Source organism: Vibrio cyclitrophicus, assembly GCF_024347435.1.
GTDB lineage: Bacteria > Pseudomonadota > Gammaproteobacteria > Enterobacterales > Vibrionaceae > Vibrio > Vibrio cyclitrophicus.
In genome coordinates this window covers 815,624-839,179 of the sequence record NZ_AP025480.1, presented here as the reverse complement: position 1 = coordinate 839,179, position 23,556 = coordinate 815,624, and the positions used below count along the sequence as shown (strand labels likewise).

Sequence of the window (23,556 nt, the reverse complement as noted above, 5' to 3'; positions counted from 1 at the left end):
AGCTAAATCACAGGCAATAAAAAACCCAGCCGAAGCTGGGTCTGTTTAGCGCTCATCTCTCACCACGAGCTAATTTGTGGAAACCAAACGTTAACGCATTGGGTCATGGGTCAACGTGGCCTTTCAATCGATTAACCGAGTAGGCTAAGTGCCGAGTTCGGTGCTTGCTTCGCTTGAGCAAGAATCGAGCTTGAAGCTTGAGAAAGGATCTGAGACTTAGTCATCTGAGTCGTTTCTTTCGCAAAATCGGTATCTTTAATACGGCTCTTAGATGCGTTAACGTTCTCGTTAATGTTGTCTAAGTTGCTGATAGCGTGGTCGAAACGGTTTTGGAAAGCACCCAGTTCAGCACGGTGGCTATCTACGTACTTAAGTGCCGCATCAATTACTGCTACAGACTCTTGTGCACCACCCACTGACGTTACGTCGATAGTATCAACCGTTACGTCTTTGCCAGGTTGCATACCAAGCTCACCCGCTAGGCTACCTGAGAACGCCACTTCGCCTTCAACTTTGTTGTTACCAGTAAACATTTGTAGCTTACCGTCTTCAGTTACAGACGCTTTCACAGAATCTTGTTGACCGTTGATGTACGTTGCTAGCTCTTCGATATCGTCACCCGCTTTTGCGTTGATGTCGATTTCTTGCGCTTGGCCGAAGTTGTCGGTGAACGATAGTTTCAGGTCGTTAGAACCCGCTTGAACGTTCCAGTCTTTGTCTTTCGCGTTCTCAGTTTGGTAGCTCTTACCACCCATCTGAGCGTTATCAGAACGCATGTCTTTCAGTTGAAGCATTACCGCTTCACCGTTATCCGCACCGATTTGGAATGATTTAGTACCGTGAGTACCGTTAAGCAGTTTGTTACCACCAAAAGACGTGGTTTCTGCGATACGGTTTAGTTCGTCGTTTAGTGCTGTTACTTCTTCTTGAATCGCTACACGCTCAGATTTTGAGTTTGAGCCATTTGAAGATTGTAGAGACAAATCACGCATACGTTGCAGGATGTTCGTTGTCTCATTCATTGCACCTTCAGCAGTTTGTGCAATAGAGATACCGTCGTTCGCGTTACGAACAGCAACATCAAGGCCGCGGCTCTGAACGTTCAAACGGTTAGAGATTTGTAGGCCCGCAGCGTCATCTTTTGCGCTGTTGATTTTAGAGCCTGAAGCTAGGCGCTCCATCGATGTTTGTTGTGCGCTATTAGCATTGTTTAGGTAACGTTGCGCTGTCATCGCTGAAACGTTTGTATTTACATTCACTGCCATGGTGATTTCTCCAATTGATTTTCCGGTATAGCGGTTTCCGACGTCTCGGAAAACCAAGTAGTTATCTCTAAGTTACTATTAATAACGGCGTGAGTGCTGAAACCTTTAGAAAAAAAACAACAAAATTAAAGAAATAGCGATAAAGGAGAAGAAAGCGTGACTAGTCGTGAAATTATCAAAAAAAGATAAAAAAAACGCTAAAGTTGTCGAGGAGTCAGTCGGGCAAAAAGTTGTGTTTTTATTAACCAAAGGGCTTTGGTTAATAAAAACACCGTTATAAAATTAAACTTAATTTATTAGCCTAGCAGCGTTAAAGCTAGATTGGGAGCTTGCTTAGCTTGAGCCAAAATAGTGGTGCTGACTTGTTGTAGTATTTGTTGCTTAAGCATCTGAGTGCTTTCTTTGGCGTAGTCGGTATCTTTAATACGACTATTTGATGTCGCCAAGTTCTCATGAACATTTTCAAGGTTATTGATAGCATGATCAAAGCGATTTTGCATTGCGCCGAGTTCGGAACGATGGCTATCTACATACTTCATCGCTGTATCTAAAATAGAGACTGCACGCTGAGCACCACCTACATCAGTCACATTGATGTCATCGACTGACTCGTAATAACCCGCCGACATCGAAAGCTCACTGGCTAACGAACCTGAGAAAGAGATCGTGCCTGCCGTGTCTTCACCAGACATATAGATCTGAAGCTGCCCTTCATCATTGACGGAAGCAGAGACGAGATCCGTTTGACCATTAATATAAGTCGCCAACTCTTCGATATCGTCGCCTTCTTTCGCGTTGATGGTGATCTCTTGTGGCTGACCAAAACGGTCAGTAAATGACATTGTCATATCATTCTGATCGGGCTTCACTTCCCATAAGTCACTTGCCATGCCGTTGGCAACATAGCTAAAACCACCCATGTTGATGTCGTCAGTACGCATGCTTTTTAAACCGATCTGCACAGCCTCACCTGAACTGCCACCGATTTGAAATGAAGAGCTACCAAAGCTACCGTTAAGAAGTTTTTTACCACCAAATGAGGTGGTTTCTGCAATTCGATTTAACTCATCATTTAAGGCGGTCACTTCCTCTTGGATCGCGGTTCGTTCCGATTGGCTATTCGAGCCGTTACTCGCTTGTAGTGACAAATCCCGCATGCGCTGCATGATATTGGTGGTTTCATTCATCGCCCCTTCTGCGGTCTGCATAATGGAAATACCGTCGTTAGCATTTCGAACAGCAACATCAATGCCACTCATCTGTGTTTCTAATCGATTCGAAATTTGCAAGCCCGCCGCATCGTCTTTTGCACTATTAATACGGCTCCCTGAAGCCAAGCGCTCCAAAGATTGGTTCAGCATGTTGTTGGCATTAGAGAGGTTTCTCTGGGCCACCAGCGCTGAGACATTCGTATTAACAGTTATAGCCATAGACCTTCACTTACAAAAAGATGAATAAAAATCACGATTGCTCTTATATCGACCAGTTCATATAAAGCTTTAATAAAAAAGGAGCCCTGAGGCTCCTTTTCTTTACTGCATACGAGGTTATTTACTTAATCGTTAATGCACTCAACATATCAGTCGAAGGCGCAAAGTAGTAAGCGCCTGTCACTGCTTTAGTGAAACGAAGCAGTTGGTCTGTTTTACCATCTGTCGCGCCGTACATACTCTCTAACATCGCATCAAAGTTATGACGAACATTACAGTAAGCAATGAACAGTAAACCATGATCGCCCGTAGCGGTTCCGTAAGGTAGGCTATGGCGAACAATCTTAAGGCCTTTACCTTCTTCTTTGATATCAACACGGCCTACGTGAGACGCAGCAGGAACATCATCAAGTTCAATTGAATCAGGCTTAGTTCGACCAATCACTTTCTCTTGTGCCGACACATTCAATCTATTCCAAGCTGGCAGGTTGTGTACAAAACGCTGCACCATCACATAACTACCACCAGCAAATTCACCTTCAGGAACAATCGCTACTTCAGCGCGCTGTGCGTCTTTCGGGTTTTCAGTACCATCAACAAAATCAGTCATATCACGAGAATCGAGGAAGCGGTAACCGTAGGTTTCATCAACGACTTCAACGTCCGCAGCGACTTCAGATAGTAATTTGCGTAGGATAAAGAAGTGCAGATCATGTCGATTTGAATGACAGTGAATCAGAACATCAGACAATGTGCTCGGTGCAGTGATATCACCCTCACCAAGCTCAGGAAAATCAATTAAGTCAGAAGGCGCAGCTTGCTCGAACTTATCCCAAAAAGCCTTTGAGAACGCAACCGATGCAGTTAAGTACGCATCTGGTTGAGTTTGATTAAGCTCGGCGATTAGATTCGGAAGCTTTTGAAGTTCCGCTAATACATTAGCAGCGTTAGCATTCACTTTTAATTGAACGTAAAGAGCGAAAGGCCCAGCTTCTGGCAAGATAGCACTTTGAATTTGAGACTGCTCATTTGAGATGTTAAGCATAGATTAATCCTTTCATTTTTAGCTTCTAAGTATAATTGTGAACGGGACAAATGTTTTGATGAGAATCAGTCTTCGTGCTCGACCGCTTTAAAGCAATCTTTAGCGGTATGACTATTGGTTAGATAAAGTGCTAACCACAGGAGTAACAATAAAGTTACCCCATTCGACCAACGAAACCATCCGTTGTCCAAATAGATTAAATAAAGGGTATGTGCTCCCTGTGCCAAAATAGCGATCATGGTTACCCAACGCCCCCATGACACCACTTTGTTCAAGCGTTTTCTATCTGGTGATCTCAACCCAAACAACCACATAATAAGTAAACTAGGAATGCTCAATGCGATCCCAATGTAGAACATGTGGTGATCTGGATAAATAATTTCGAGGATATCAGTTCCCGACTCTCTGCTAGCGCCAGCAACGATGAAAACAACCAAAGCTTTCGCCAGAAATAACCAACCCAACCATAATAAGATTGGGGCTTTCAAAAAACCGTTCTTATCGTATTGTTCTATGGAGTACCGCACAAATCTCACTTTCACTTAGTTTCAAACCAACACTTTAACGCAAATCATTCATACTTAACTAGGTTTGCGTTATCTTATTAGCTAATCCGCTTTAATTATCGAACTCAGTATGAAAAAGAAAACTAATACGCCGTCTGTTGAATCTCAACAAGAAGCTATGAAGATAGCCAAAGCAACTCAAAAGCCAGCTCAAACCAAAGAACAAACCAAACTGATCGCTCAAGGTATCGAAAAAGGCATCGCACTCTATAAAAAACAACAAAAAGAGCGCAGTCGCCAAGCAGATAAAGCCAAGAAACGCATACAGAAAGAAAAGCAGACTCAACAAGCTAATCTAGATGAAGAGAACAGTGTAGATACCAGTGTTGAAACAACATCAAACCACGCCAGTAAATTGCCGTGGCTACTATTAATCATAAGCTGGATAGGCTTCGCGATTTATTTGATGAAATAACAGGATAAACGTATGAAAAAGGAATGGGTTGCTTTGGCTATGAGTGGAACCCTTTTGGGATGCACGACACCGACTTCATCTCCTCACAATGAAGCGGACAAAGTACAAATGGATTTCCACGGCCTTATCAATATTGAGCAGTGCGAGTATAAAGGGGAGGTCACGGGTAGCGAAGGCCACTGGTATAGTTACCTCTTTTTCCTGAACGACACCTTGATTCAGGGCGCCATGAATGAACTCAAATCGAATACGATTGAGCTAGGCGCAGATACAGTGATATTTACACTTCCCCAAGACTTTAGCACTTCTGTCACGATGCTTGGCACAGCCTATCTGTGTGAGTAAGAAAATAGACAGATAAGTAAACCAGCATATCTGTATGCTCTGATTTTGCGACGCCCAAAAGAAAGCCAGCTTTCGCTGGCTTATGCACTAAATCCAAGGCTTGTCGCTATATCGCCTTTACGTTCTAGAACCCACTGACTATCAAACGGCCCCCAGTCGGATAACTGGTAATAACCATCATTATGACGTCGCCCATCTTGAACAAACATAAGTTCGATACCGATCCCCGGTAGCGCCTTGAGTACATCTTGAATCGTACGACGAGGCCAACCCGTTTTTTCGATGAGTTTAGGCACATTTGGCCTATCAAGGCTTTCCACTAACAATGCTAAATATAGCCGCCTTGCAAAAACAGGACTCAACTCCATTGACACCTCCTATATATGTGCAGCTCAATTATTTCTTTTTTCGCTGACAACATGTTGAGGCTGATCAATAAGTCTCCAATAGTGACATTTTCTTACTGTTTTTTTTCACTCTATGAAATATTCCTCACTCTATTTTGTCTGAATTGCCGCTTCCTGATAGGATTCAACTCATAACAATGAAATAAAATCACCCAAAGGAAGAATAATGACTATCACTATGTTTGGTATCCCAAATTGCGACACCATTAAAAAAGCAAAGAAATGGCTCGAAGCTGAAGGTATCGAGTTCGAATTTCACGATTATCGCAAGCAAGGCATCACAGAAGAGCTAGTAACAAGCTTCTGCTCAGAGCTTGGTTGGGAACTTGTGCTGAACAAACGTGGTACGACTTATCGCCAACTTTCACAAGAACAGAAAGAGACGTTAACGGAAGACAAAGCCGTGTCTCTGCTTGTTGAGCAACCGGCAATGATTAAGCGCCCAATCCTAAAAGTGGACGGTAAGCTTCACATCGGATTTAAAGCTGACCAATACGCCGCTATTTTTGCTTAGAGCACCGCATTTATATCGAAAGACAACCGGACGTTGATCACTGATGCAACGCCCTAAAAATTAATGACTATACGTTTTATTTAAACAAGGAATTCAAGGATGACAGATAGCCCAACTTTGGCTCTGGCAAAAGATCTCATTAGCCGCCAATCAGTAACGCCTGAAGACGCAGGTTGCCAAGACTTAATGATTGAACGCTTAAAAGCGCTCGGCTTTGAAATCGAAGTGATGGTATTTGAAGATACCACTAACTTTTGGGCTCGCCGTGGCACAGAAGCACCTCTGTTTGCTTTTGCTGGTCACACAGACGTTGTGCCAGCAGGTCCAATTGAACAATGGAACACCAAGCCATTTGAGCCGACTATAGTCGACGGTTTCCTTCACGGCCGTGGCGCAGCAGACATGAAAGGTTCCCTGGCTTCAATGATCGTTGCCGTAGAGCAATTCATAGCTAAGCACCCTGATCACACAGGCTCAATCGGCTTCCTTATCACATCAGATGAAGAAGGCCCTTTCATCAACGGTACGGTACGAGTTGTTGAAACGCTGATGGCGCGTGGTGAGAACATCGACATGTGTATTGTGGGTGAACCATCGAGCACCGAATACGTGGGTGATGTCGTAAAGAACGGCCGTCGCGGTTCTATCACTGGCGATCTAACGATTAAAGGTACACAAGGCCATGTTGCCTACCCTCACCTAGCGAACAACCCCGTACACAGTTCTCTGCTTGCAATCAATGAGTTGGCAACGACTGAGTGGGACAAAGGTAATGATTACTTCCCACCAACTAGCTTCCAAATTCCGAACGTAAGCGCGGGTACGGGCGCATCAAACGTCATTCCTGGCGAGTTTAACGTTCAATTTAACCTGCGTTTTAGTACAGAATTAAACAACGACATCATCGTTGAACGCATCACATCAATACTCGATAAATACGATTTCGAATACGACCTAAAGTGGACATTCAATGGCGACCCGTTCTTAACAGACGCTGGCTCGTTGCTTGATGCTATCGTGGATGCAGTTGGTTACGTGAACGACGTGAAACCCGCGCTATTGACTACCGGTGGTACATCTGACGGACGCTTTATTGCGCGCATGAAAGGGCAAGTGGTAGAACTAGGTCCGGTTAATGCAACCATTCACAAGGTTAACGAATGCGTGAAAGTGGCTGATTTAGAGAAGCTCACTGATATGTACGAAAGAACATTAGTGAATCTTTTCGCCAAATAGTGTTTCACCAGAGATTCATAGCATCCCATTATTGAGAGACGCGTTATGACACCAGAGCAGCTTACCGGACAATCAGATTCTCATCTGGAACCTAACCTGATTGGCACCAAGACATTCTTGGTTCACAGTGATGTCAAAGATGATCTGAACAATTTGATTGAAGCTGCTCAACTTGCTGGTTTTAAAATGGAGATTGCCAGTGGCTTTCGCGACTATGAAAGGCAATCTCTGATTTGGAATCGTAAGTTTTCTGGTCAAGCGCCGATATTAGACTCAGAAAGCCAACCACTTGATGCTTCAACACTCAGTGAACAACAAAAGTTGTCGGCGATCCTAAGATGGTCTGCGCTTCCCGGAGCGAGTCGTCACCATTGGGGTTGTGATTTCGATGTCTTTGCTCGTAATCACTTACCTGAAGATATACAGCTGCAATTAGAGCCATGGGAATACCTTACTGGCCACCAGCAAGTGTTTTATCAATGGTTATCTGTTCATGCATCTCAGTTTGGATTCTTCTTTCCGTACAACCAAGACCTTGGCGGTGTGGCGATTGAACCGTGGCATATTAGCCACCGTAAGGTATCAGACTCGTGCTTATCACAGTTATCACCTACTTTACTTGGCAAGCAACTCCAATCTAAGCCAATATTAGGGTATGAGATTATTATGGAGCAGCTAGACGCAATCTATGCACGCTTCGTAGCAAATATCAATCATTAGGAGCGCTTATGTTGGAGTGGCTTACAAACCCTTGGGTTATCATCATCATCGTGGTTAGCGTTGTGGTAGGTAATATTGCTGCGCTCAAACAGACCGCCAATATGGATCTGACAGGTCGTAACAAAACAGAGAAAGACTTAGATAAGCTCAATCAATTAGATAAGCTTAACCAAGAGAAAACTCAAAAAGATGAGTCAACCGACAACAAAAACGCTTAATGTTGTTACTCTGATGGGCCAACCTAATTAGCGGAAAAATCGCTGCTGATTGCTCAACGAATATAAAAAAGAGGACACATTGTGTCCTCTTTTTTATTGGTTTTAGCTAATCATAGAGCTGATATGACTCAGCTCTATGATTTATTTTGTCGTGCTTACTCAGCTTTCGCTTCTTTGTCATCTTTGGTTTGGTCAGCAATATGCGCGAGTACCGGAACCATTGACTTAAGCAGCTCTTCTTCTACTGGTTTACCTGACGCATCCGTCACGTTGATCGACGTACGGTTGCCAAGGTCACCAAATAGGAAGTTGTATGTACCTGGCGCCAAATCGATAGGCTGTAGGCCAATTTCTTCCCAGAATTCATCATCTGGTGCAGCGTACTTCGCCTTTACCGTACCCTGAGATTGATTACGTTCTTCAAGCTCAAAGCCCATCGTCGGTAACAAGGTAGGCAGACGCTGCCAGAATACGTTGTATGGTGTACGAGCAATGATCACAGGGAAACCGCTGCGGTCAGCACCCATTGAAATTGGAATACGCTTCACCAACTCTTGCGCTTTCAGCGCAGCTTCAGCACGAAGGTTTTCATCGTACTTAGCCATGACTAAGTTGGTTAAAAACGCGTTATAACGCTCTTTATTGGTTGCGGTTACTGGTTTCTCTTCAATACCTTCACGCCAATCAATTAGGTTGATCTTGAAGCCATGGCGGTTATTTGTTTGGAAACGAGCGATAGAGTAGCGACTGCCAATCTCTACATCTTCATCTTCAGAAACCCAAGTTACCCAATCGGTCTCAATCTCATTCTCTGATTGTTCACGAATACCAATACCACGTTGAGCCAGCATATCTACTGCTGTTTGCCACACTCGGTCTGCTTCTTCAGCACGAAGAAGCCATAGCGTCACTTCACCGTTTTGACGCTCGGCACGAGCGCCCGGGATCAGCTCAAGAACCTGCTGTGGTGGACGAATATCCACTTTACGACCGGTACCACCACTAAACTCACCGCTTGGGATGTCAAAGTTTGGGTAAAATTGAGGTTGAGCATCTTCAGGCAATTGCCACTGTGAAAACTCAGGTGTTTCTAAGTATTCGAAATCATCTTTGGCTTGGCGACGTTGAGTCGGGCTGCCAGAACATGCTGTAAGAACGAAAACAGCCAGTGACCCAATCACTAGCTGGTGAGAATACTTCATTTATACTCCTAAATGCCGAAGGTTCGCTTCGGCATCACTTCATACGTTTTTAGTAAATGCACGCTTCAGTCATTGCTTGAGCAACAACAGGTTGAGCTGGCTCTGACAGTTCAGTCAGCGGTAGACGTAAGCCACCTTCAGCAATCAGACCCATTTTGTGAACCGCCCATTTTACGGGAATAGGGTTAGACTCAACGAACAGGTTCTTATGTAGAGGCATCAAACGCTCATTGATCGCTTCTGCTTCTTCAAACTTACCTTCTTTCGCTAGCTTGAACATGGTTGCCATATCAGCGGCTGCAACATTATTGGTTACAGAGATCACGCCATCGCCGCCACGCTTAACAAATTCTAAGCCAGTTAAGTCATCACCACTTAGTAAGATAAAATCTTCGCCACAAAGTTCACGGTGAATTGCAATTCTGTCGAGATCACCCGTCGCATCTTTCAGTGCAACGATATTTTCGATCTCAGAAAGACGAGCAACGGTTTCTGGTAACAAGTCTACAGCAGTACGACCCGGTACATTATATAGAATCTGTGGAACGTCGCTTACTTCAGCAATCGCTTTGTAGTGTTGATACAAACCTTCTTGAGTCGGCTTGTTGTAGTAAGGCGTTACGCTCAGGCAACCAGCAATACCAGAACCATTTAATAAACGGCTGAATAACACTGACTCGTGAGTTGCGTTTGCGCCTGTTCCTGCAATAACAGGAATACGACCATCTGCAAATTCAACGATCTTATTGACGACTTTGACATGCTCTTCAATAGTGAGTGTTGAAGACTCACCAGTTGTGCCAACCGCAACCAGACCATCACTACCTGCAGCAATATGGTGCTCAACTAGCTTTTTAAGGCTGTCGAAATCCACTTCACCATCTGTGTTAAATGGCGTAACTAGCGCAACTATACTTCCTGAAAACATGTCTATCTCCCTTAATTTATTCTTTTTGCATGTTACTGTAAGCCAATCAATAAACACAAGACATTAAAGTGGCTTACTGGCAACATCTGCATTAAATATTGTTGTATGTTTGAGGTAAGACGACTTCTAACGGCGTTCTACCTATAAATTTGGCTAACCTTTATTCAATCTAGCGGATGCCGCATCGCTGGATGTCAGTAACAGGTAAGCTGTTTCTTCTTGTTCGTTTCTTGTTTTTCACACACTAGATATTCCTATCCTATACAGCACGCGAGAAGCAAAACGCCTCATAAAAAGCCCCGCTCGCACGCTTATTCCTCGTGTTAACTGTGCTAACATGCAGCATCAATGGAATATATAGAGACGTGATTTTATGACTCAACATCTAGTAATCACAGCTGTGGGCACTGATCGCCCAGGTGTATGCAACCAAGTGGTTCATTTGGTCACCCAATCAGGCTGTAACATTATTGATAGCCGTATCGCCCTATTTGGTGAAGAGTTTACGCTTATCATGCTACTGTCTGGAAAGGCAAACAATATTACCCGGGTTGAAACCACCCTGCCTTTGCTTGGCCAAGAGCACGACTTGATTACGATTATGAAGCGAACCTCGCCTCATGATGTGATTGAGAACTCCTACACGTTAGAAGTTTTCGTTGAGTCAGATGACAAACTCGGACTGACCGAGCAGTTCACTCAGTTCTTCGCAGACCGTGATATCGGCCTCGACTCGCTTAGCGCACAAACCATCAACAAATCCAAGATTCAGCTCGATAACGACCAATTCCATATCTCTATTACCGCTTCTGTGCAATCAGAATGTAATTTGATGCAGCTACAAGAAGAATTCAATTCGCTGTGTCAGAGCCTATCAGTTCAAGGCTCGCTCAACTTTATCAAAAACAGTTTTTAAAAAGGAAATATCATGAATACGCTAACGGCTGGTGTTCCAGCACCTGCTTTTTCTCTTCCAGATCAAGATGGCAATATCGTATCTCTTGGTGACTTCAAAGGTAAAAAAGTCCTTTTCTACTTTTACCCAAAAGCAATGACCCCTGGTTGTATTGTGCAAGCTGAAGGCCTGCGTGATATCAAAGCACAGCTTGATGACCTAAATGTGGTTGTTTTAGGTGTGAGTGTTGATCCAGTCAAACGCCTACCAAACTTCGTTGAGAAGAAATCTCTGAACTTCACTCTGTTATCAGATGAAGATCACAGCGTTGCTGAGCAGTTCGGGGTTTGGGGCGAGAAGAAATTTATGGGCAAGGTTTATGATGGCCTACATCGTATTAGCTTCCTCATTGATGAAGAAGGTCAGATTGAACACGTCTTTAATAAGTTCAAAACTAAAACTCACCACGAAGTGGTTTTAGATTACTTCAATCAAGAAGCTTAAGGTCAATTTGAGTGCGTTAATTATTTAGGTTTCCCACTCAAATTAAACGAATGCAAAAAAGGCCGAACATCATAGATGTTCGGCCTTTTTCTATAATAAATCAGTTATTTTTGATGCTCAGGCTCATCCTCTAAAGCATGGCTTGGCAGAGCGTTCCAAACCGCTTTCACTAAGGTCGCCAGTGGTATGGCAAAGAATACCCCCCAGAAACCCCATAATCCGCCAAACACTAATACTGCAACAATGATCGCGACCGGGTGAAGGTTCACTGCTTCAGAGAACAGAACCGGAACCAACACGTTACCATCTAGCGCTTGAATGATGCCGTACGCAAGTAACAGCCAGTAGAACTGAGGTTCAAGCCCCCATTGGAACAAGCCAACAATTGCGACAGGAACGGTCACAGCAGCAGCGCCGATATATGGAATCAAAACCGAAAAACCGACTGCGACCGCTAGCAGTGCTGAATAACGTAAATCTAGAATTGCGAAGGTTACGTAACTGACACCACCGACAATTAGAATTTCTAACACTTTACCGCGAATGTAATTTGAGATTTGCTGGTTCATCTCTACCCAAACCTTAGTCGCTAGACGGCGGTTCTTAGGTAATACACCACTTGCCATGCTGATCATTTCTTCTTTATCCTTGAGCAAGAAGAAGATCAAAAGCGGTACAAGAATCAAGTAAACCGCAAGTGTCGCTAAACTCACAAGAGATGCTAAAGAACCTTTCACTACGCTTTCACCGAAACCTAGCGCTTTGTTCTTTGCGTTAGACATGATCGATTCAACAATCTGTAGGTTGGCTAATTCAGGGTAGCGTTCGGGAATCGTCGCAATGAACTTTTGCAAACTACCATACATGCTCGGAATATCATTAATAAGGTTGCCCACTTGCTCCCAAATCGTTGGTACTAAACCAAACAGTGCCAGCAGCATCAGGCTAAAGAACATCATGATCACCAACATCACCGATGGTGTTCTTGGCACACCAAGTCTTTGAAGTTGGGTAACGGGCCACTCAAGTAAGTAAGCCAAAACAATAGCAACCAATAATGGCGCAACGAGATGACCAAAGAAGTAGATCGTAATAAAGCCGAATAGAATGATGGCAACCAAACTGACAGCATGTGGATCAGAGAAACGTCGTTTATACCAACGATTGACCATTTCAAGCATCTGACTGCGATTCCTTTTTAGTGATGAGGAGATGGTGGTAATTAGAACAAACCTCTGTCATGACAACATAAGCTTGCTTAGACAAAAAAGTAACAATATCTTTCATCGAGCTGTTATCAGAAACATAAATTGACAATGATTGGCCTACTTCTAACTTTACACTGTGACGCTTGGCTAATAATAACGCCATTGGGCATCGCTCTTGGCGTAAATCTAGAATATTAGGTGTCATTCTTGGGCTCGATGCTTATTATAAGGGTCGTATTGTAATCTGTTTTTGAAAACGCGCCATCATTCATTCATCTTCCTTTATGATAGCGCACGTACTTGGCAAAGGTTAAATCAGATAAAGAACCAATTTGCATTGCACTTGTCTTACTGTCAGAAGAAACGGAGTATTACTGACTAATATGTTTAAACGCGCTCGTTCAATTGCTTGCTTATGCATCGCAGCTACATTAAGCACCCCAACGTTGGCAAACACCAACAGTTTGGAGCTTCCAGATATTGGCACCGCGGCTGGTGGCACACTCACTATCGATCAAGAACTAATTTATGGTGATGCCTACATGCGCATCATTAGAAGCAGTCAGCCTATCGTCAACGACCCGGTTCTAAATCAATATATTGATACGCTAGGCCACCGCCTTGTCGCGAACGCGAACGATGTAAAGACACCTTTTCAATTCTTTATGATCCGTGACCGCAACATTAACGCGTTCGCTTTCTTTGGTGGCTATGTAGCATTGCATTCAGGTCTGTTCCTGCATGCACAATCTGAAAGTGAGTTAGCTTCAGTATTAGCGCACGAAATCGCGCACGTTACTCAGCGTCACTTAGCACGTAGTATGGAAGATCAAGCTCGTCGTTCCCCAGCGACCATCGCAGCACTTGCAGCCTCGGTATTATTGGCAATTGCAGCTCCTGAAGCGGGTATTGCAGCTCTAACAGCAACGACTGCAGGCAACATGCAAAGCCAAATAAACTACACACGTAGTAATGAAAAAGAAGCGGACCGATTTGGTATCAACACACTTGCAAAAGCTGGGTTCGATGTAAACGCTATGCCGCGTTTCTTTGGCCGTTTAGCCGATGAATATCGCTATGCGAGTACACCACCACCAATGCTATTAACTCACCCATTGCCAGAAGATCGAATCACAGATTCACGAGCTCGTGCTCGTAGCTATCCACCACTAAAACTGGCGCCTTCGTTGGATTACCATCTAGCAAGATCCCGCATTGTTGCACGCTACGCGGGTATCAATAATGATGCTGCTCTCGATTGGTTTGAACGTAAGCTGAAAAAAGCGCCGAAAGCGTTAGTTCCATCATTAGAATACGGCCAAGCACTGGTTTACCTTGATTCTAAAAAATTAGATAAAGCAGCGCCGATTTTAACCAAGCTCATCAACAGCGATCCAACAAACCTATTTTATTTAGATGCGATTTCAGATCTGCATATCGAGCAGAAAAAGCCTGAAATTGCGATTAAAGAACTCAAGTCAGCACTGGTTCGTCAACCGAATAACTCAGTACTAACCATTAACTACGCCAATGCGCTAATTGAAAATGAAGAACTTCAAGAAGCCGTTCGTGTATTACAGCGTTACACGCATGACACCCCGAACGACACCAATGGCTGGCATCTGCTTTCAAAGGTAAACATTAACCTAGGTAACAGCGACGAAGACCTTGCCGCTCGTGCAGAGATTTTGGCATTGCAAGCTAACTGGAACAAAGCGATTCAGTACTATACGCAAGCAAGCCAAATCGCAGAACTCGGTAGCCTAAAACAAGCGCGTTACGATGCTCGAATTGACCAATTAATGATTCAGCGTGAACGTTTCTTATCGCTACAGTAAATCGCTCAGCTCGCTGCAAGTAAACGAAAAACGAAAGCTCAACGGATACAGTGAAGAAGCCACTCGAATGGCTTCTCCTGAAAATCAAACCAAAAATAATAATGAGGAAGAACCATGTCTGTCGTGATTTATCATAACCCACGTTGCTCAAAGAGCCGTCAAACTCTCGAACTACTTGAAGCTAACGGTATACAACCAGAAGTTATCAGGTATCTAGACACGCCTTTAACTGTCGAGCAGCTGAAAGTACTTTTCACTCAACTGGGTTTTGACAGTGTTCGCGAAATGATGCGCACCAAAGAAACTGACTACAAAAAAGCAAACTTGGCTGATACATCAGTGACTGATGAGGAGCTTTTCTCTGCAATGGCCAAGAATCCAAAACTGTTTGAGCGCCCTGTGGTTGTCGCGAACAACAAAGCAAAGATTGGTCGTCCACCAGAACAAGTATTAGAGATTTTGTAAGCCAATATGAGTATCAACATCCTTGTTCTCTACTACAGTCGCCACGGCAATACTCAAGCTCTAGCAAGACAGATTGCACGAGGGGTTGAATCCATCCCGAACTGCGAAGCCATGCTAAGAACGGTGAACGACGTGTACACAGTAGAAGAGCAGCCTGATTCGCGCTATCAACCAACAGATCCTATTGCGACCTTGCAAGATCTCCGTTCTTGCGATGGTTTAGCACTAGGTAGTCCAGTATGGTTTGGCAATATGGCTGGGCCAATGAAGCACTTTTGGGATAGCACAACATCACTATGGATCAATGGCGATCTTATAGACAAACCCGGTTGCGTATTTACCTCATCTTCATCACTGCATGGGGGTCAAGAGACCACACAACAAAGCATGATGCTACCTCTGCTTCATCATGGCATGTTATTAGTGGGTATCCCCTACTCAGAGCCAGTACTACACACCACTCAAACCGGCGGCACACCTTATGGTGCAAGCAGTACTGGAGAGAGCGCTTCTTTAAGCAAAGATGAAATTGAGTTAGCGCAAAACCTAGGTAAACGCCTAGCGCGCATCGCCATAAACCAGAAGGGAATTTCTCAATGATGTATATGCCAGAGAAGGCTATGTCTCCCAAAACCAAGTTATTTCGCTACCTTGCGCTAGCGGGTAACTTGTCACTTTTATTCTGGGTAGTCGCTTGGCAGATGACACTTTCGCCGCACCCTCATCTAAGTAATATAACGCTTGCGATTGCTTGGGCTATACCACTGTTACTGCCATTACCAGGCATTCTAGCAGGCAAACCTTATACGCATGCTTGGGCGAATTTCGTCTTAATGCTCTACTTCCTACACGCATTAACTATTTTGTATATAGACGGTGGTGAGCGATTATTAGCGGCTGTAGAACTACTCCTGACTACCTTAGGGTTCGCGGGTAATATCTTATTTACTCGTTTCAGAGCAAAAGAGTTGGGCATCAAGCTCAAGCGTCTTTCTGAAGTAGAAAAGAAAGAGAAAGCTAAGTTCGAGCAATAACTTAGGTTCGGTTACCTTTAGCTAGTACAAGTAGAAAAAGCAACAATAAACAAACAAAAAGCCCTGCGAGATTTCTCTTGCAGGGCTTTTTCATGAATGCATTTCAATCCGCAATGTCAGTAGACCATTACTAGCGAACCCATTCGTATACTAGACTTGGCTTAGCATGTACTGGCGCAACAACTGTTAGCTCTTCCGAGCCAGACGTATTCGTTAGCTCAGCATCCGCTTTAGCTGATAACTTACTACCTTTGATGACTTGAACACTTGGGTCTGCTTCGTTAACCGTCGCTTCTGCGCCATCGTTCAGGGTCGTATCAGTAATAGCTGCTGAATCATCGCCTACAGACATGGCGTTGTCTTGCGTTTCAAATTCAGGGCTCACTTCAGGTTCAATGTAAGATTCTTCAACCTTTGCGACTTGGCGAATGCTTTCCACTTCTTGCTCAAACTCTTGTTGAGTCGACAATAAGTGAATTCGGAACGTCACTTCGTTGTTTTGAATCTTGAGAATATCTAAACTTGCAACTGAATTTAGACGCTTAAGTGCGTTCTCCAGTTGGAAGAAATCCTGCGCGTTATTCAAGCTAATAAACTGCGTTAATATTGATTCCGAAGATTCACTGGCTACGGTAACCGCACTTTTACCTGCGTAGTAGTTGCTGATTTGGTCGACTAGCTTCTTAGAAGTCGTAGCGCTGTTACCCGACACTGAACCGCTCACTGGCGATGTTGGTGCGCTCGTCAATTGACTCGGCTTTTGATCGTACAAAGTCCAACGTAAACCTGAAGATTGAGCCTTAATCACCAACACAGCATCAACAGGGTAACGCTGACTCGCTTTACTGATTGGCGTAACAAAGCTGCCCCACAAATCAGAAGTCGCAATACCTGTAATATCATCAAAGTCACCCACAGGTAGCGTTAGAGGCAAGCCGCGCTCTTTTGCGTTAGCTTGTAAACCTGCCGCTAATTGTGAGTTGGAGTGTTCCCACACAATATTTTTGTCGTAGTTGTCTTCTTCTACGAGCCAAACAAGAATGTTTGAACGAGTATCAGGCCAGTACGGTAACTGCGCTTGGGTCAATAGAGAACGGATTTGAGCACCGTTAAAACGCATGCGCAATGTTGATTGGTCATTGCTCTCGCCAAAACTCATTTGAGACATGTACTGCGAACTCTTACGCATCGCCTTTTGAATGGTTTCGTTCGATGCAACATCAGTTTGGCCAGTCGCACGTATCAATACCTGCTCCATACCGGTATTTCTTGCCACTTGTTCTGGCTGCTTGTTTTCAGCGTTAATCGCAACTTCAGCACTAAAAATATCTACTTGAGTTAATGCATAACTCGGAGAGGCTAATAGTGCCATTAACAAAAATGCTATGTAGCGCATACTGATCCTAATATTCAAATCTTGTGCCTAGATGATAAGCAACTATGGATTGGGGGGCAAGGTCGATAGCGCCCACTGTGTTTAATAACCACAAAATATCACCTGACCATGATAAATCGTTCACTTGTAAACTGTATTTCTTCTTATTTTGATAGCAACAAACATCACTAAGATAAATAAATTTGATCTATTTGGTATAGCAATCGATTGCTAAGTGATAGAATCCTGCGAATTTTATTTTCCACTTTTCATATAACGACCAATTTAAGGACTTCACATGAAAAATGCTTTGCAAGGTGCGCAAATGCTGTTTGTAGCTTTTGGTGCACTTGTATTAGTGCCGCTACTAACTGGGCTTGATCCTAACGTTGCACTCTTTGGCGCGGGTATCGGTACTCTTTTATTCCAACTGATTACACGCCGCTCAGTGCCAATCTTCTTAGCATCTTCTTTTGCATTCATCGCACCTATCATGTTTGGTATTCAAACTTGGGGCATTGGCGCAACAATGGGCGGCCTAATGGCTGCGGGTGTTGTGTATGTCTTAATGGGCGCATTGATTAAAGTTCGAGGTGTTGCTTTCATCCATAAACTACTTCCACCAGTCGTGGTTGGCCCTGTAATCATGGTGATCGGCTTAGGTCTTGCACCCGTTGCAGTAAACATGGCGTTAGGCAAAACCGGTGATGGTGCTGTGCAACTTATCGATGCTGATGCAGCATTATGGATCTCTTCTATTTCACTACTAGTGACGATTGTCATCAGTGTTTTCTCGAAAGGCTTCCTTAAACTACTGCCTATCTTTGGTGGTATTGTAGCGGGTTATGTAACGAGCTTAGTATACGGAGTCGTTGATTTTACCCCTGTCACTCAAGCAGCCTGGTTAGCACTACCTAACTTCACAGCACCAGAATTTAACATCAACGCTATCTTCTTTATGGTGTTTGTTGCTATCGCACCAGCCGTAGAGCACGTAGGGGACATGCTTGCTATCTCTAACGTAACCGGTAAAGACTACCTTAAAAAGCCAGGTTTACACCGTACTATCACAGGCGACGGCGTGGCTACAATCGCAGCTTCTATGCTGGGCGCTCCGCCAAACACAACCTACAGTGAAGTAACAGGTGCAGTAATGCTGACGAAAGCATTCAACCCAGTGATCATGACTTGGGCTGCTGTTACTGCTATCGTTCTTGCATTGGTTGGTAAGCTAGGCGCACTACTTCAAACGATTCCGGTTCCTGTAATGGGTGGCATCATGATTCTACTGTTTGGCTCTATCGCAACAGTGGGCCTTAACACACTCATCAAGAACAACGTTGACCTGCATAAATCACGTAACCTTGTGATTGTGGGTATTACTTTAGTCTTTGGTATTGGCGGTATGGCCTTTGGTATTGGTGACTTCAGCCTACAAGGCGTAAGCTTGTGCGGTATCGTGGCGATTCTACTTAACCTAGTACTTCCAGAAGAGCTAGGTGACAATACTGTGGTAGACAAAGCTCAAATCGATTAATCCATCGGTAGTGCTAGATTCAAAAGAATCACAAACCAACAAGATCAAAAAAGGGAGAGCGTCGAATGCTCTCCCTCTTTTATTAATACGGCTAATTCAGCGAGTTAAGAAACGGTTTGAGTCACTTAAGCTGAAACCGAATTACTTAGTACCGAAGATTTTATCACCAGCATCGCCAAGACCAGGAACAATGTAGCCCTTGTCGTTTAGCTTCTCATCGATTGCAGCTGTGTAAAGCTCAACATCTGGGTGCGCTTTTTCTAGAGCCGCGATACCTTCAGGTGCAGCAACAAGGACAAGCACTTTAAAGACTTTACAGCCTTGCTCTTTTAGTAGATCAAGAGTTGCAATCATAGAACCGCCAGTCGCTAACATTGGATCAACAACTAGAGCAATACGCTCATCAATGTTAGATGCTAACTTGTTGAAGTACGGTACAGGTTCTAGTGTTTCTTCATCACGGTAGATACCAACTACACTAATACGAGCACTTGGCATGTGCTCAAGTACACCATCCATCATACCTAAACCAGCACGTAGGATTGGTACTACTGTTACTTTCTTACCCTTGATTTGGTCAACTTCTACTGGGCCATTCCAACCATTAATGGTTACTCGCTCAGTTTCGAAATCAGATGTCGCTTCATACGTTAGAAGGCTACCCACTTCTGTTGCTAGCTCGCGAAAACGCTTAGTGCTAATCTCACCTTCACGCATCAGGCCAATTTTATGTTTTACTAGCGGGTGTTTCACTTCAACAACTTTCATTTCCAACTCCGGCAATATTTAAACAAACCTGTAGATTATACACGAACTGTGTGGTTATTTCAGAATCTTTATTCTAATAAAAAAAACCGCGCAAACGTTTGCTCTTCGTAATCAAGCCCTGTTAGAATAGCGCCGTTTTCACATCCAACTTAAGTTCGAGGACTATCCCGTGAGTGGTAATACTTCTTCTCTAAGCTACAAAGACGCTGGTGTTGATATCGACGCAGGTAATGCACTAGTAGACCGTATTAAAGGTGCAGTTAAACGCACTCGTCGCCCTGAAGTGATGGGCGGTATTGGTGGCTTTGGCGCCCTATGTGAACTTCCAACGAAATACAAAGAGCCAGTACTGGTTTCAGGTACTGATGGTGTTGGTACTAAACTTCGCCTTGCTTTGGATCTGAAAAAACACGACACCATTGGTATCGACCTAGTGGCAATGTGTGTGAACGACCTAATCGTTCAAGGTGGTGAGCCGTTATTCTTCTTAGACTACTACGCAACAGGTAAGCTAGATGTAGATACAGCTGCAGACGTTGTTTCTGGTATTGCTGAAGGCTGTGTTCAAGCTGGTTGTGCACTAATCGGTGGTGAAACGGCTGAAATGCCAGGTATGTACGAAGGTGACGACTATGACGTAGCTGGCTTCTGTGTTGGTGTTGTAGAAAAAGCTGACATCATCGATGGCACTAAAGTAGCAGCAGGCGACGCACTTATTGCTGTTGGCTCAAGTGGTCCACACTCAAACGGTTATTCTCTAATTCGTAAAGTTCTAGAAGTTTCTGGTGCTGATAAGAGTGAAGAACTAGAAGGCCGCACAATCGGTGAGCACCTACTAGAACCAACTAAGATTTACATTAAGTCAGCGCTTAAGATGATTGCTGAGCATGACATTCATGCTATCTCGCACATCACAGGCGGTGGTTTTTGGGAAAATATCCCACGCGTACTTCCTGAAGGCACTAAAGCAGTGATTGATGGCAAGAGCTGGGAATGGCCTGCTATCTTCAATTGGCTACAAGAGAAAGGTAACGTGGAAACATTTGAAATGTACCGCACTTTCAACTGTGGTGTAGGCCTAGTTGTGGCTCTACCTAAAGATCAAGCTGAAGCAGCTGTTGAACTACTGAAAGCTGAAGGCGAAAACGCTTGGGTTATCGGTGAGATCGCAAACGCTGAAGCTGGTGAAGAGCAAGTAGAAATCAAATAAGTGATGTATTCACTTATTTAGTTAATCAATGAGGACCTAATGGTCCTCATTTTGCTATTTGGCCCGCAGAAAACCTTAGTTTATGTAGGTAAATTGTAAACAGTCCTGTTAACTAATCGTATGACCCACTCTATGAAAAATAATCACTCAAATAAAACCAGTCACTCTAAGAAAAACATCGTTGTTTTAGTTTCAGGAAGCGGAAGTAACTTACAGGCAATTTTAGATGCCTGCGATAACAATATGATTGATGCTTCTGTTAAAGCTGTGTTCTCAAACAAAGCAGAGGCTTTTGGGTTAGAGCGAGCAAAGGCCGCAGGTGTTAACGCACATTCTGTTAATCCAAAAAACTTTGGTTCACGCGAAGAGTTTGATCATGAATTGATGGTTCAAATCGATGCTTACCAACCCGATTTGATCGTGCTCGCGGGCTACATGCGTATTCTAAGTTCAGAGTTTGTTCACCATTACGCAGGGAAAATGATCAACATCCACCCTTCTCTACTTCCTAAATACCCCGGCTTACACACCCATCAGCGCGCTATTGATGCGCAAGATAAAGAGCACGGTACAAGTGTTCACTTTGTAACAGAAGAACTCGATGGCGGACCTGTGATCTTACAAGCTAAGGTACCAGTTTTTGAAGACGATGATGCTGACATGTTAGCAAGCCGAGTCCTCACCCAAGAGCACTGTATTTATCCGATGGTCTGCAAATGGTTCGCTGAAGATCGTTTATTAATGGTAAACGGGCAAGCGATCTTAGACGGTATAGCATTGGGCAAGCACGGTTACGCAGAAGAGTAGTTCGTCAAAAACTAAATCAAATAAAAAGGCCGCTTACTGATCTTTTGGTTCAGTAAGCGGCCTCTCTTTTGTTCAGAGCAAATAATACTACCCGGAGGTTTTAGCTCAATGGCTCAGTCGGTGCTTGGCTCGCAACTTTTTTAGGTGCGTAAGCAACATCTTCTAACGCTTGATGGTTGTTACCTATCAGCTCACCAAAATGAAACAGCGCATATTCGCCAGGCTTCATTCTAAACCACTCCTCATTGCATGTAAGAGGTTGAGTTGCCACTACGGTAACTATATCGTTCGGCGTGGTCTCTTCTTGGAAGTTAATCTCAACGTCTTCATCAATTAAGCTCGCGTTGCCAAAAGGCGCGCGTCTTGTTATCCAGTACAAATGATTGGTACAGTACGTCATCACATACTCACCATCACTCAACAACATGTTGAAGACACCTTTATCTCGTAACTGGTCACAACACTCAGCAACAAAGCGAAACATGCCTTCCATGTCTTGAGGCGGTTCAGGAAAGCGATCCTCGAGCTGTTTTAATAACCAACAAAAAGAGAGCTCACTGTCCGTCTCACCTACCGGTCTGAAACGACCACTGATAAGATCATCGTAGTCTGTTAACTGACCATTGTGAGCAAAAGTCCAGTATCTTCCCCAAAGTTCGCGGGTAAAAGGGTGAGTATTTTCAAGATTAACCCCACCACGGTTGGCTTGACGAATATGACTGACAACAGCCTGGCTTTTAATTGGGTAGTTTTGAACCAACTCTGCGATCTTAGATTCACAGCTAGGGTTAGGATCTTTAAAAGTACGAAAACCCTTTCCCTCATAAAAAGTGATACCCCATCCATCACGGTGTGGACCTGTGTTACCTCCACGCTGCATCAGACCAGTAAAACTAAAACAAATATCAGTTGGCACATTCGCGCTCATACCGAGCAATTCACACATGGTTTAATCTACTCCCTATTAAAACCAGCAGAGCCTAAGCTGTGCTTTAAATCTCTGTAAACGACTATTCCATTTCTTTTTCAACAAGTTGAATCACAATATGAATAATCTTAATGTGAACTTCTTGAATGCGATCTGCGTAACCAAAATGTGGAACTCGGATTTCGATGTCTGCACAACCTGCCATTTTACCGCCATCTTTACCTGTTAGGGCGATGGTTTTCATGCCTTTCGCTTGAGCAGCTTCAATCGCTTTTAAAATGTTGCCAGAGTTACCAGAAGTCGACAAACCAAACAGCACATCACCTTTACGGCCTACCGCTTCTACATAGCGAGAAAATACGTGGTCGTAACCAAAATCATTACTCACGCAAGATAAATGGCTAGGATCTGAAATCGCAATACCAGCATAACCTGGGCGGTTCTCACGGTATCGACCAGTAAGCTCTTCCGCGAAGTGCATGGCATCACAGTGTGAGCCACCGTTACCACAAGAAAGCACTTTGCCTTCTTGTTTGAATGAGTCGGCAATCAGTTTTGCAGCCGCTTCAATTTGAGCGATGTTGTGGTCATCACTCAAGAACTTGTTAAGAACGTCAGCAGCTTCGTTCAATTCACTTTTGATTAGGTCTTGGTACATAAGGCTTATCTCTTATATTTTGTTACGCAACTTAAAGT

General features: G+C 43.9%; 28 protein-coding genes. 15 read left to right on the top strand and 13 right to left on the bottom strand.

Annotation, left to right across the window (positions count from 1 at the left end; translation table 11 throughout):
• Nucleotides 1-131: 131 nt before the first annotated feature.
• From OCW38_RS03965 to OCW38_RS03950, 4 genes are all read right to left on the bottom strand, one after another.
• The gene (locus OCW38_RS03965; protein ID WP_010436625.1) at nt 132-1,265 is read right to left on the bottom strand and encodes a flagellin; all 1,134 of its coding nucleotides are present in this window, start codon (nt 1,263-1,265) and stop codon (nt 132-134) included.
• Nucleotides 1,266-1,561: 296 nt separating this feature from the next.
• On the bottom strand, nt 1,562-2,695 hold the full coding sequence (locus tag OCW38_RS03960) for a flagellin (RefSeq protein WP_010436622.1): 1,134 nt from the start codon (nt 2,693-2,695) through the stop codon (nt 1,562-1,564).
• Nucleotides 2,696-2,816: 121 nt separating this feature from the next.
• Nucleotides 2,817-3,740 carry a Dyp-type peroxidase gene (locus OCW38_RS03955; protein ID WP_016790915.1) on the bottom strand — a complete coding sequence of 308 codons (924 nt, stop codon included), beginning with the start codon at nt 3,738-3,740 and terminating at the stop codon, nt 2,817-2,819.
• A 65-nt stretch (nt 3,741-3,805) separates the two neighbouring features.
• Nucleotides 3,806-4,267 (bottom strand): DUF2919 domain-containing protein, encoded by a 462-nt coding sequence (locus tag OCW38_RS03950; protein WP_010436616.1) that lies wholly within the window; start codon nt 4,265-4,267, stop codon nt 3,806-3,808.
• A gap of 109 nt (nt 4,268-4,376) precedes the next feature.
• On the opposite strand from OCW38_RS03950, the gene OCW38_RS03945 reads away from it, so the two are divergent.
• Both OCW38_RS03945 and OCW38_RS03940 read left to right on the top strand, forming a co-directional pair.
• Nucleotides 4,377-4,721 carry a DUF2956 domain-containing protein gene (locus OCW38_RS03945; protein ID WP_010436613.1) on the top strand — a complete coding sequence of 115 codons (345 nt, stop codon included), beginning with the start codon at nt 4,377-4,379 and terminating at the stop codon, nt 4,719-4,721.
• 12 nt (nt 4,722-4,733) lie between these two features.
• Nucleotides 4,734-5,066, top strand: coding sequence for a DUF4156 domain-containing protein (locus OCW38_RS03940; protein ID WP_261895176.1), 333 nt, complete (start codon nt 4,734-4,736; stop codon nt 5,064-5,066).
• Between the two features lie 80 nt (nt 5,067-5,146).
• Here the strand turns inward: OCW38_RS03940 and OCW38_RS03935 are convergent, their stop codons facing one another.
• Nucleotides 5,147-5,434, bottom strand: a complete 288-nt coding sequence (locus OCW38_RS03935) for a winged helix-turn-helix domain-containing protein (RefSeq protein WP_004741665.1) — start codon at nt 5,432-5,434, stop codon at nt 5,147-5,149.
• 205 nt (nt 5,435-5,639) lie between these two features.
• Between OCW38_RS03935 and OCW38_RS03930 the strand changes: the two genes are divergently transcribed.
• From OCW38_RS03930 to OCW38_RS03915, 4 genes are all read left to right on the top strand, one after another.
• Nucleotides 5,640-5,987, top strand: coding sequence for an ArsC family reductase (locus OCW38_RS03930; protein ID WP_010436602.1), 348 nt, complete (start codon nt 5,640-5,642; stop codon nt 5,985-5,987).
• 99 nt (nt 5,988-6,086) lie between these two features.
• Nucleotides 6,087-7,223, top strand: coding sequence for a succinyl-diaminopimelate desuccinylase (gene dapE / locus OCW38_RS03925; RefSeq protein WP_016787736.1), 1,137 nt, complete (start codon nt 6,087-6,089; stop codon nt 7,221-7,223).
• A gap of 45 nt (nt 7,224-7,268) precedes the next feature.
• A complete protein-coding gene (locus OCW38_RS03920) occupies nt 7,269-7,943 on the top strand; it encodes a M15 family metallopeptidase (protein WP_016787737.1) in 675 nt (224 codons plus the stop codon).
• A gap of 8 nt (nt 7,944-7,951) precedes the next feature.
• Complete coding sequence (locus OCW38_RS03915) at nt 7,952-8,161, top strand: DUF2897 family protein (protein WP_010436593.1); 210 nt, start codon at nt 7,952-7,954, stop codon at nt 8,159-8,161.
• Nucleotides 8,162-8,316: 155 nt separating this feature from the next.
• Here the strand turns inward: OCW38_RS03915 and bamC are convergent, their stop codons facing one another.
• Both bamC and dapA read right to left on the bottom strand, forming a co-directional pair.
• A complete protein-coding gene (bamC, locus tag OCW38_RS03910; RefSeq protein WP_016767915.1) occupies nt 8,317-9,363 on the bottom strand; it encodes an outer membrane protein assembly factor BamC in 1,047 nt (348 codons plus the stop codon).
• A 49-nt stretch (nt 9,364-9,412) separates the two neighbouring features.
• The gene (gene dapA, locus OCW38_RS03905) at nt 9,413-10,291 is read right to left on the bottom strand and encodes a 4-hydroxy-tetrahydrodipicolinate synthase (protein ID WP_010436589.1); all 879 of its coding nucleotides are present in this window, start codon (nt 10,289-10,291) and stop codon (nt 9,413-9,415) included.
• A 373-nt stretch (nt 10,292-10,664) separates the two neighbouring features.
• Here dapA and OCW38_RS03900 point away from each other — a divergent pair, with 373 nt between their 5' ends.
• Both OCW38_RS03900 and bcp read left to right on the top strand, forming a co-directional pair.
• Entirely contained in the window at nt 10,665-11,207 is a 543-nt protein-coding gene (locus tag OCW38_RS03900; RefSeq protein WP_010436587.1) for a glycine cleavage system protein R, read from the top strand.
• A 12-nt stretch (nt 11,208-11,219) separates the two neighbouring features.
• Nucleotides 11,220-11,690: a thioredoxin-dependent thiol peroxidase gene (gene bcp / locus OCW38_RS03895; RefSeq protein ID WP_010436585.1), complete on the top strand. Its 471-nt coding sequence runs from the start codon at nt 11,220-11,222 to the stop codon at nt 11,688-11,690.
• Nucleotides 11,691-11,794: 104 nt separating this feature from the next.
• Here the strand turns inward: bcp and OCW38_RS03890 are convergent, their stop codons facing one another.
• Nucleotides 11,795-12,871, bottom strand: a complete 1,077-nt coding sequence (locus tag OCW38_RS03890; RefSeq protein WP_261895171.1) for an AI-2E family transporter — start codon at nt 12,869-12,871, stop codon at nt 11,795-11,797.
• Nucleotides 12,864-13,103: a sulfurtransferase TusA family protein gene (locus tag OCW38_RS03885; RefSeq protein WP_010436581.1), complete on the bottom strand. Its 240-nt coding sequence runs from the start codon at nt 13,101-13,103 to the stop codon at nt 12,864-12,866. The genes OCW38_RS03890 and OCW38_RS03885 overlap by 8 nt, the downstream gene beginning before the upstream one ends.
• Before the next feature lie 178 nt (nt 13,104-13,281).
• On the opposite strand from OCW38_RS03885, the gene bepA reads away from it, so the two are divergent.
• The 4 genes from bepA to OCW38_RS03865 all read left to right on the top strand — a co-directional run bounded on the left by bepA (nt 13,282) and on the right by OCW38_RS03865 (nt 16,235).
• Complete coding sequence (gene bepA, locus OCW38_RS03880) at nt 13,282-14,736, top strand: beta-barrel assembly-enhancing protease (protein ID WP_261895169.1); 1,455 nt, start codon at nt 13,282-13,284, stop codon at nt 14,734-14,736.
• Between the two features lie 114 nt (nt 14,737-14,850).
• Nucleotides 14,851-15,201, top strand: a complete 351-nt coding sequence (gene arsC / locus OCW38_RS03875) for an arsenate reductase (glutaredoxin) (RefSeq protein ID WP_065100261.1) — start codon at nt 14,851-14,853, stop codon at nt 15,199-15,201.
• Nucleotides 15,202-15,207: 6 nt separating this feature from the next.
• On the top strand, nt 15,208-15,801 hold the full coding sequence (gene wrbA / locus OCW38_RS03870) for an NAD(P)H:quinone oxidoreductase (protein ID WP_016793819.1): 594 nt from the start codon (nt 15,208-15,210) through the stop codon (nt 15,799-15,801).
• Entirely contained in the window at nt 15,798-16,235 is a 438-nt protein-coding gene (locus OCW38_RS03865; protein WP_016799024.1) for a DUF2069 domain-containing protein, read from the top strand. Before wrbA ends, OCW38_RS03865 begins: the two co-directional genes overlap by 4 nt.
• 130 nt (nt 16,236-16,365) lie before the next feature.
• Here the strand turns inward: OCW38_RS03865 and OCW38_RS03860 are convergent, their stop codons facing one another.
• Nucleotides 16,366-17,631: a DUF2066 domain-containing protein gene (locus tag OCW38_RS03860; RefSeq protein ID WP_010436567.1), complete on the bottom strand. Its 1,266-nt coding sequence runs from the start codon at nt 17,629-17,631 to the stop codon at nt 16,366-16,368.
• 277 nt (nt 17,632-17,908) lie between these two features.
• Between OCW38_RS03860 and OCW38_RS03855 the strand changes: the two genes are divergently transcribed.
• A complete protein-coding gene (locus OCW38_RS03855; protein WP_010436565.1) occupies nt 17,909-19,147 on the top strand; it encodes a uracil-xanthine permease family protein in 1,239 nt (412 codons plus the stop codon).
• A 141-nt stretch (nt 19,148-19,288) separates the two neighbouring features.
• Here the strand turns inward: OCW38_RS03855 and upp are convergent, their stop codons facing one another.
• Nucleotides 19,289-19,915, bottom strand: a complete 627-nt coding sequence (gene upp, locus OCW38_RS03850; RefSeq protein WP_010436563.1) for a uracil phosphoribosyltransferase — start codon at nt 19,913-19,915, stop codon at nt 19,289-19,291.
• A 169-nt stretch (nt 19,916-20,084) separates the two neighbouring features.
• Between upp and purM the strand changes: the two genes are divergently transcribed.
• Together purM and purN are read left to right on the top strand one after the other, a co-directional pair.
• Nucleotides 20,085-21,125 (top strand): phosphoribosylformylglycinamidine cyclo-ligase, encoded by a 1,041-nt coding sequence (gene purM, locus OCW38_RS03845; protein WP_010436562.1) that lies wholly within the window; start codon nt 20,085-20,087, stop codon nt 21,123-21,125.
• A 132-nt stretch (nt 21,126-21,257) separates the two neighbouring features.
• Nucleotides 21,258-21,932: a phosphoribosylglycinamide formyltransferase gene (purN, locus tag OCW38_RS03840; RefSeq protein ID WP_261895163.1), complete on the top strand. Its 675-nt coding sequence runs from the start codon at nt 21,258-21,260 to the stop codon at nt 21,930-21,932.
• Between the two features lie 100 nt (nt 21,933-22,032).
• On the opposite strand, the gene OCW38_RS03835 is transcribed toward purN, so the two are convergent.
• Together OCW38_RS03835 and lpcA are read right to left on the bottom strand one after the other, a co-directional pair.
• Complete coding sequence (locus OCW38_RS03835) at nt 22,033-22,878, bottom strand: class II glutamine amidotransferase (protein WP_010436557.1); 846 nt, start codon at nt 22,876-22,878, stop codon at nt 22,033-22,035.
• 64 nt (nt 22,879-22,942) lie between these two features.
• Nucleotides 22,943-23,518, bottom strand: a complete 576-nt coding sequence (gene lpcA, locus OCW38_RS03830) for a D-sedoheptulose 7-phosphate isomerase (RefSeq protein WP_010436554.1) — start codon at nt 23,516-23,518, stop codon at nt 22,943-22,945.
• Between the last annotated feature and the right edge of the window lie 38 nt (nt 23,519-23,556).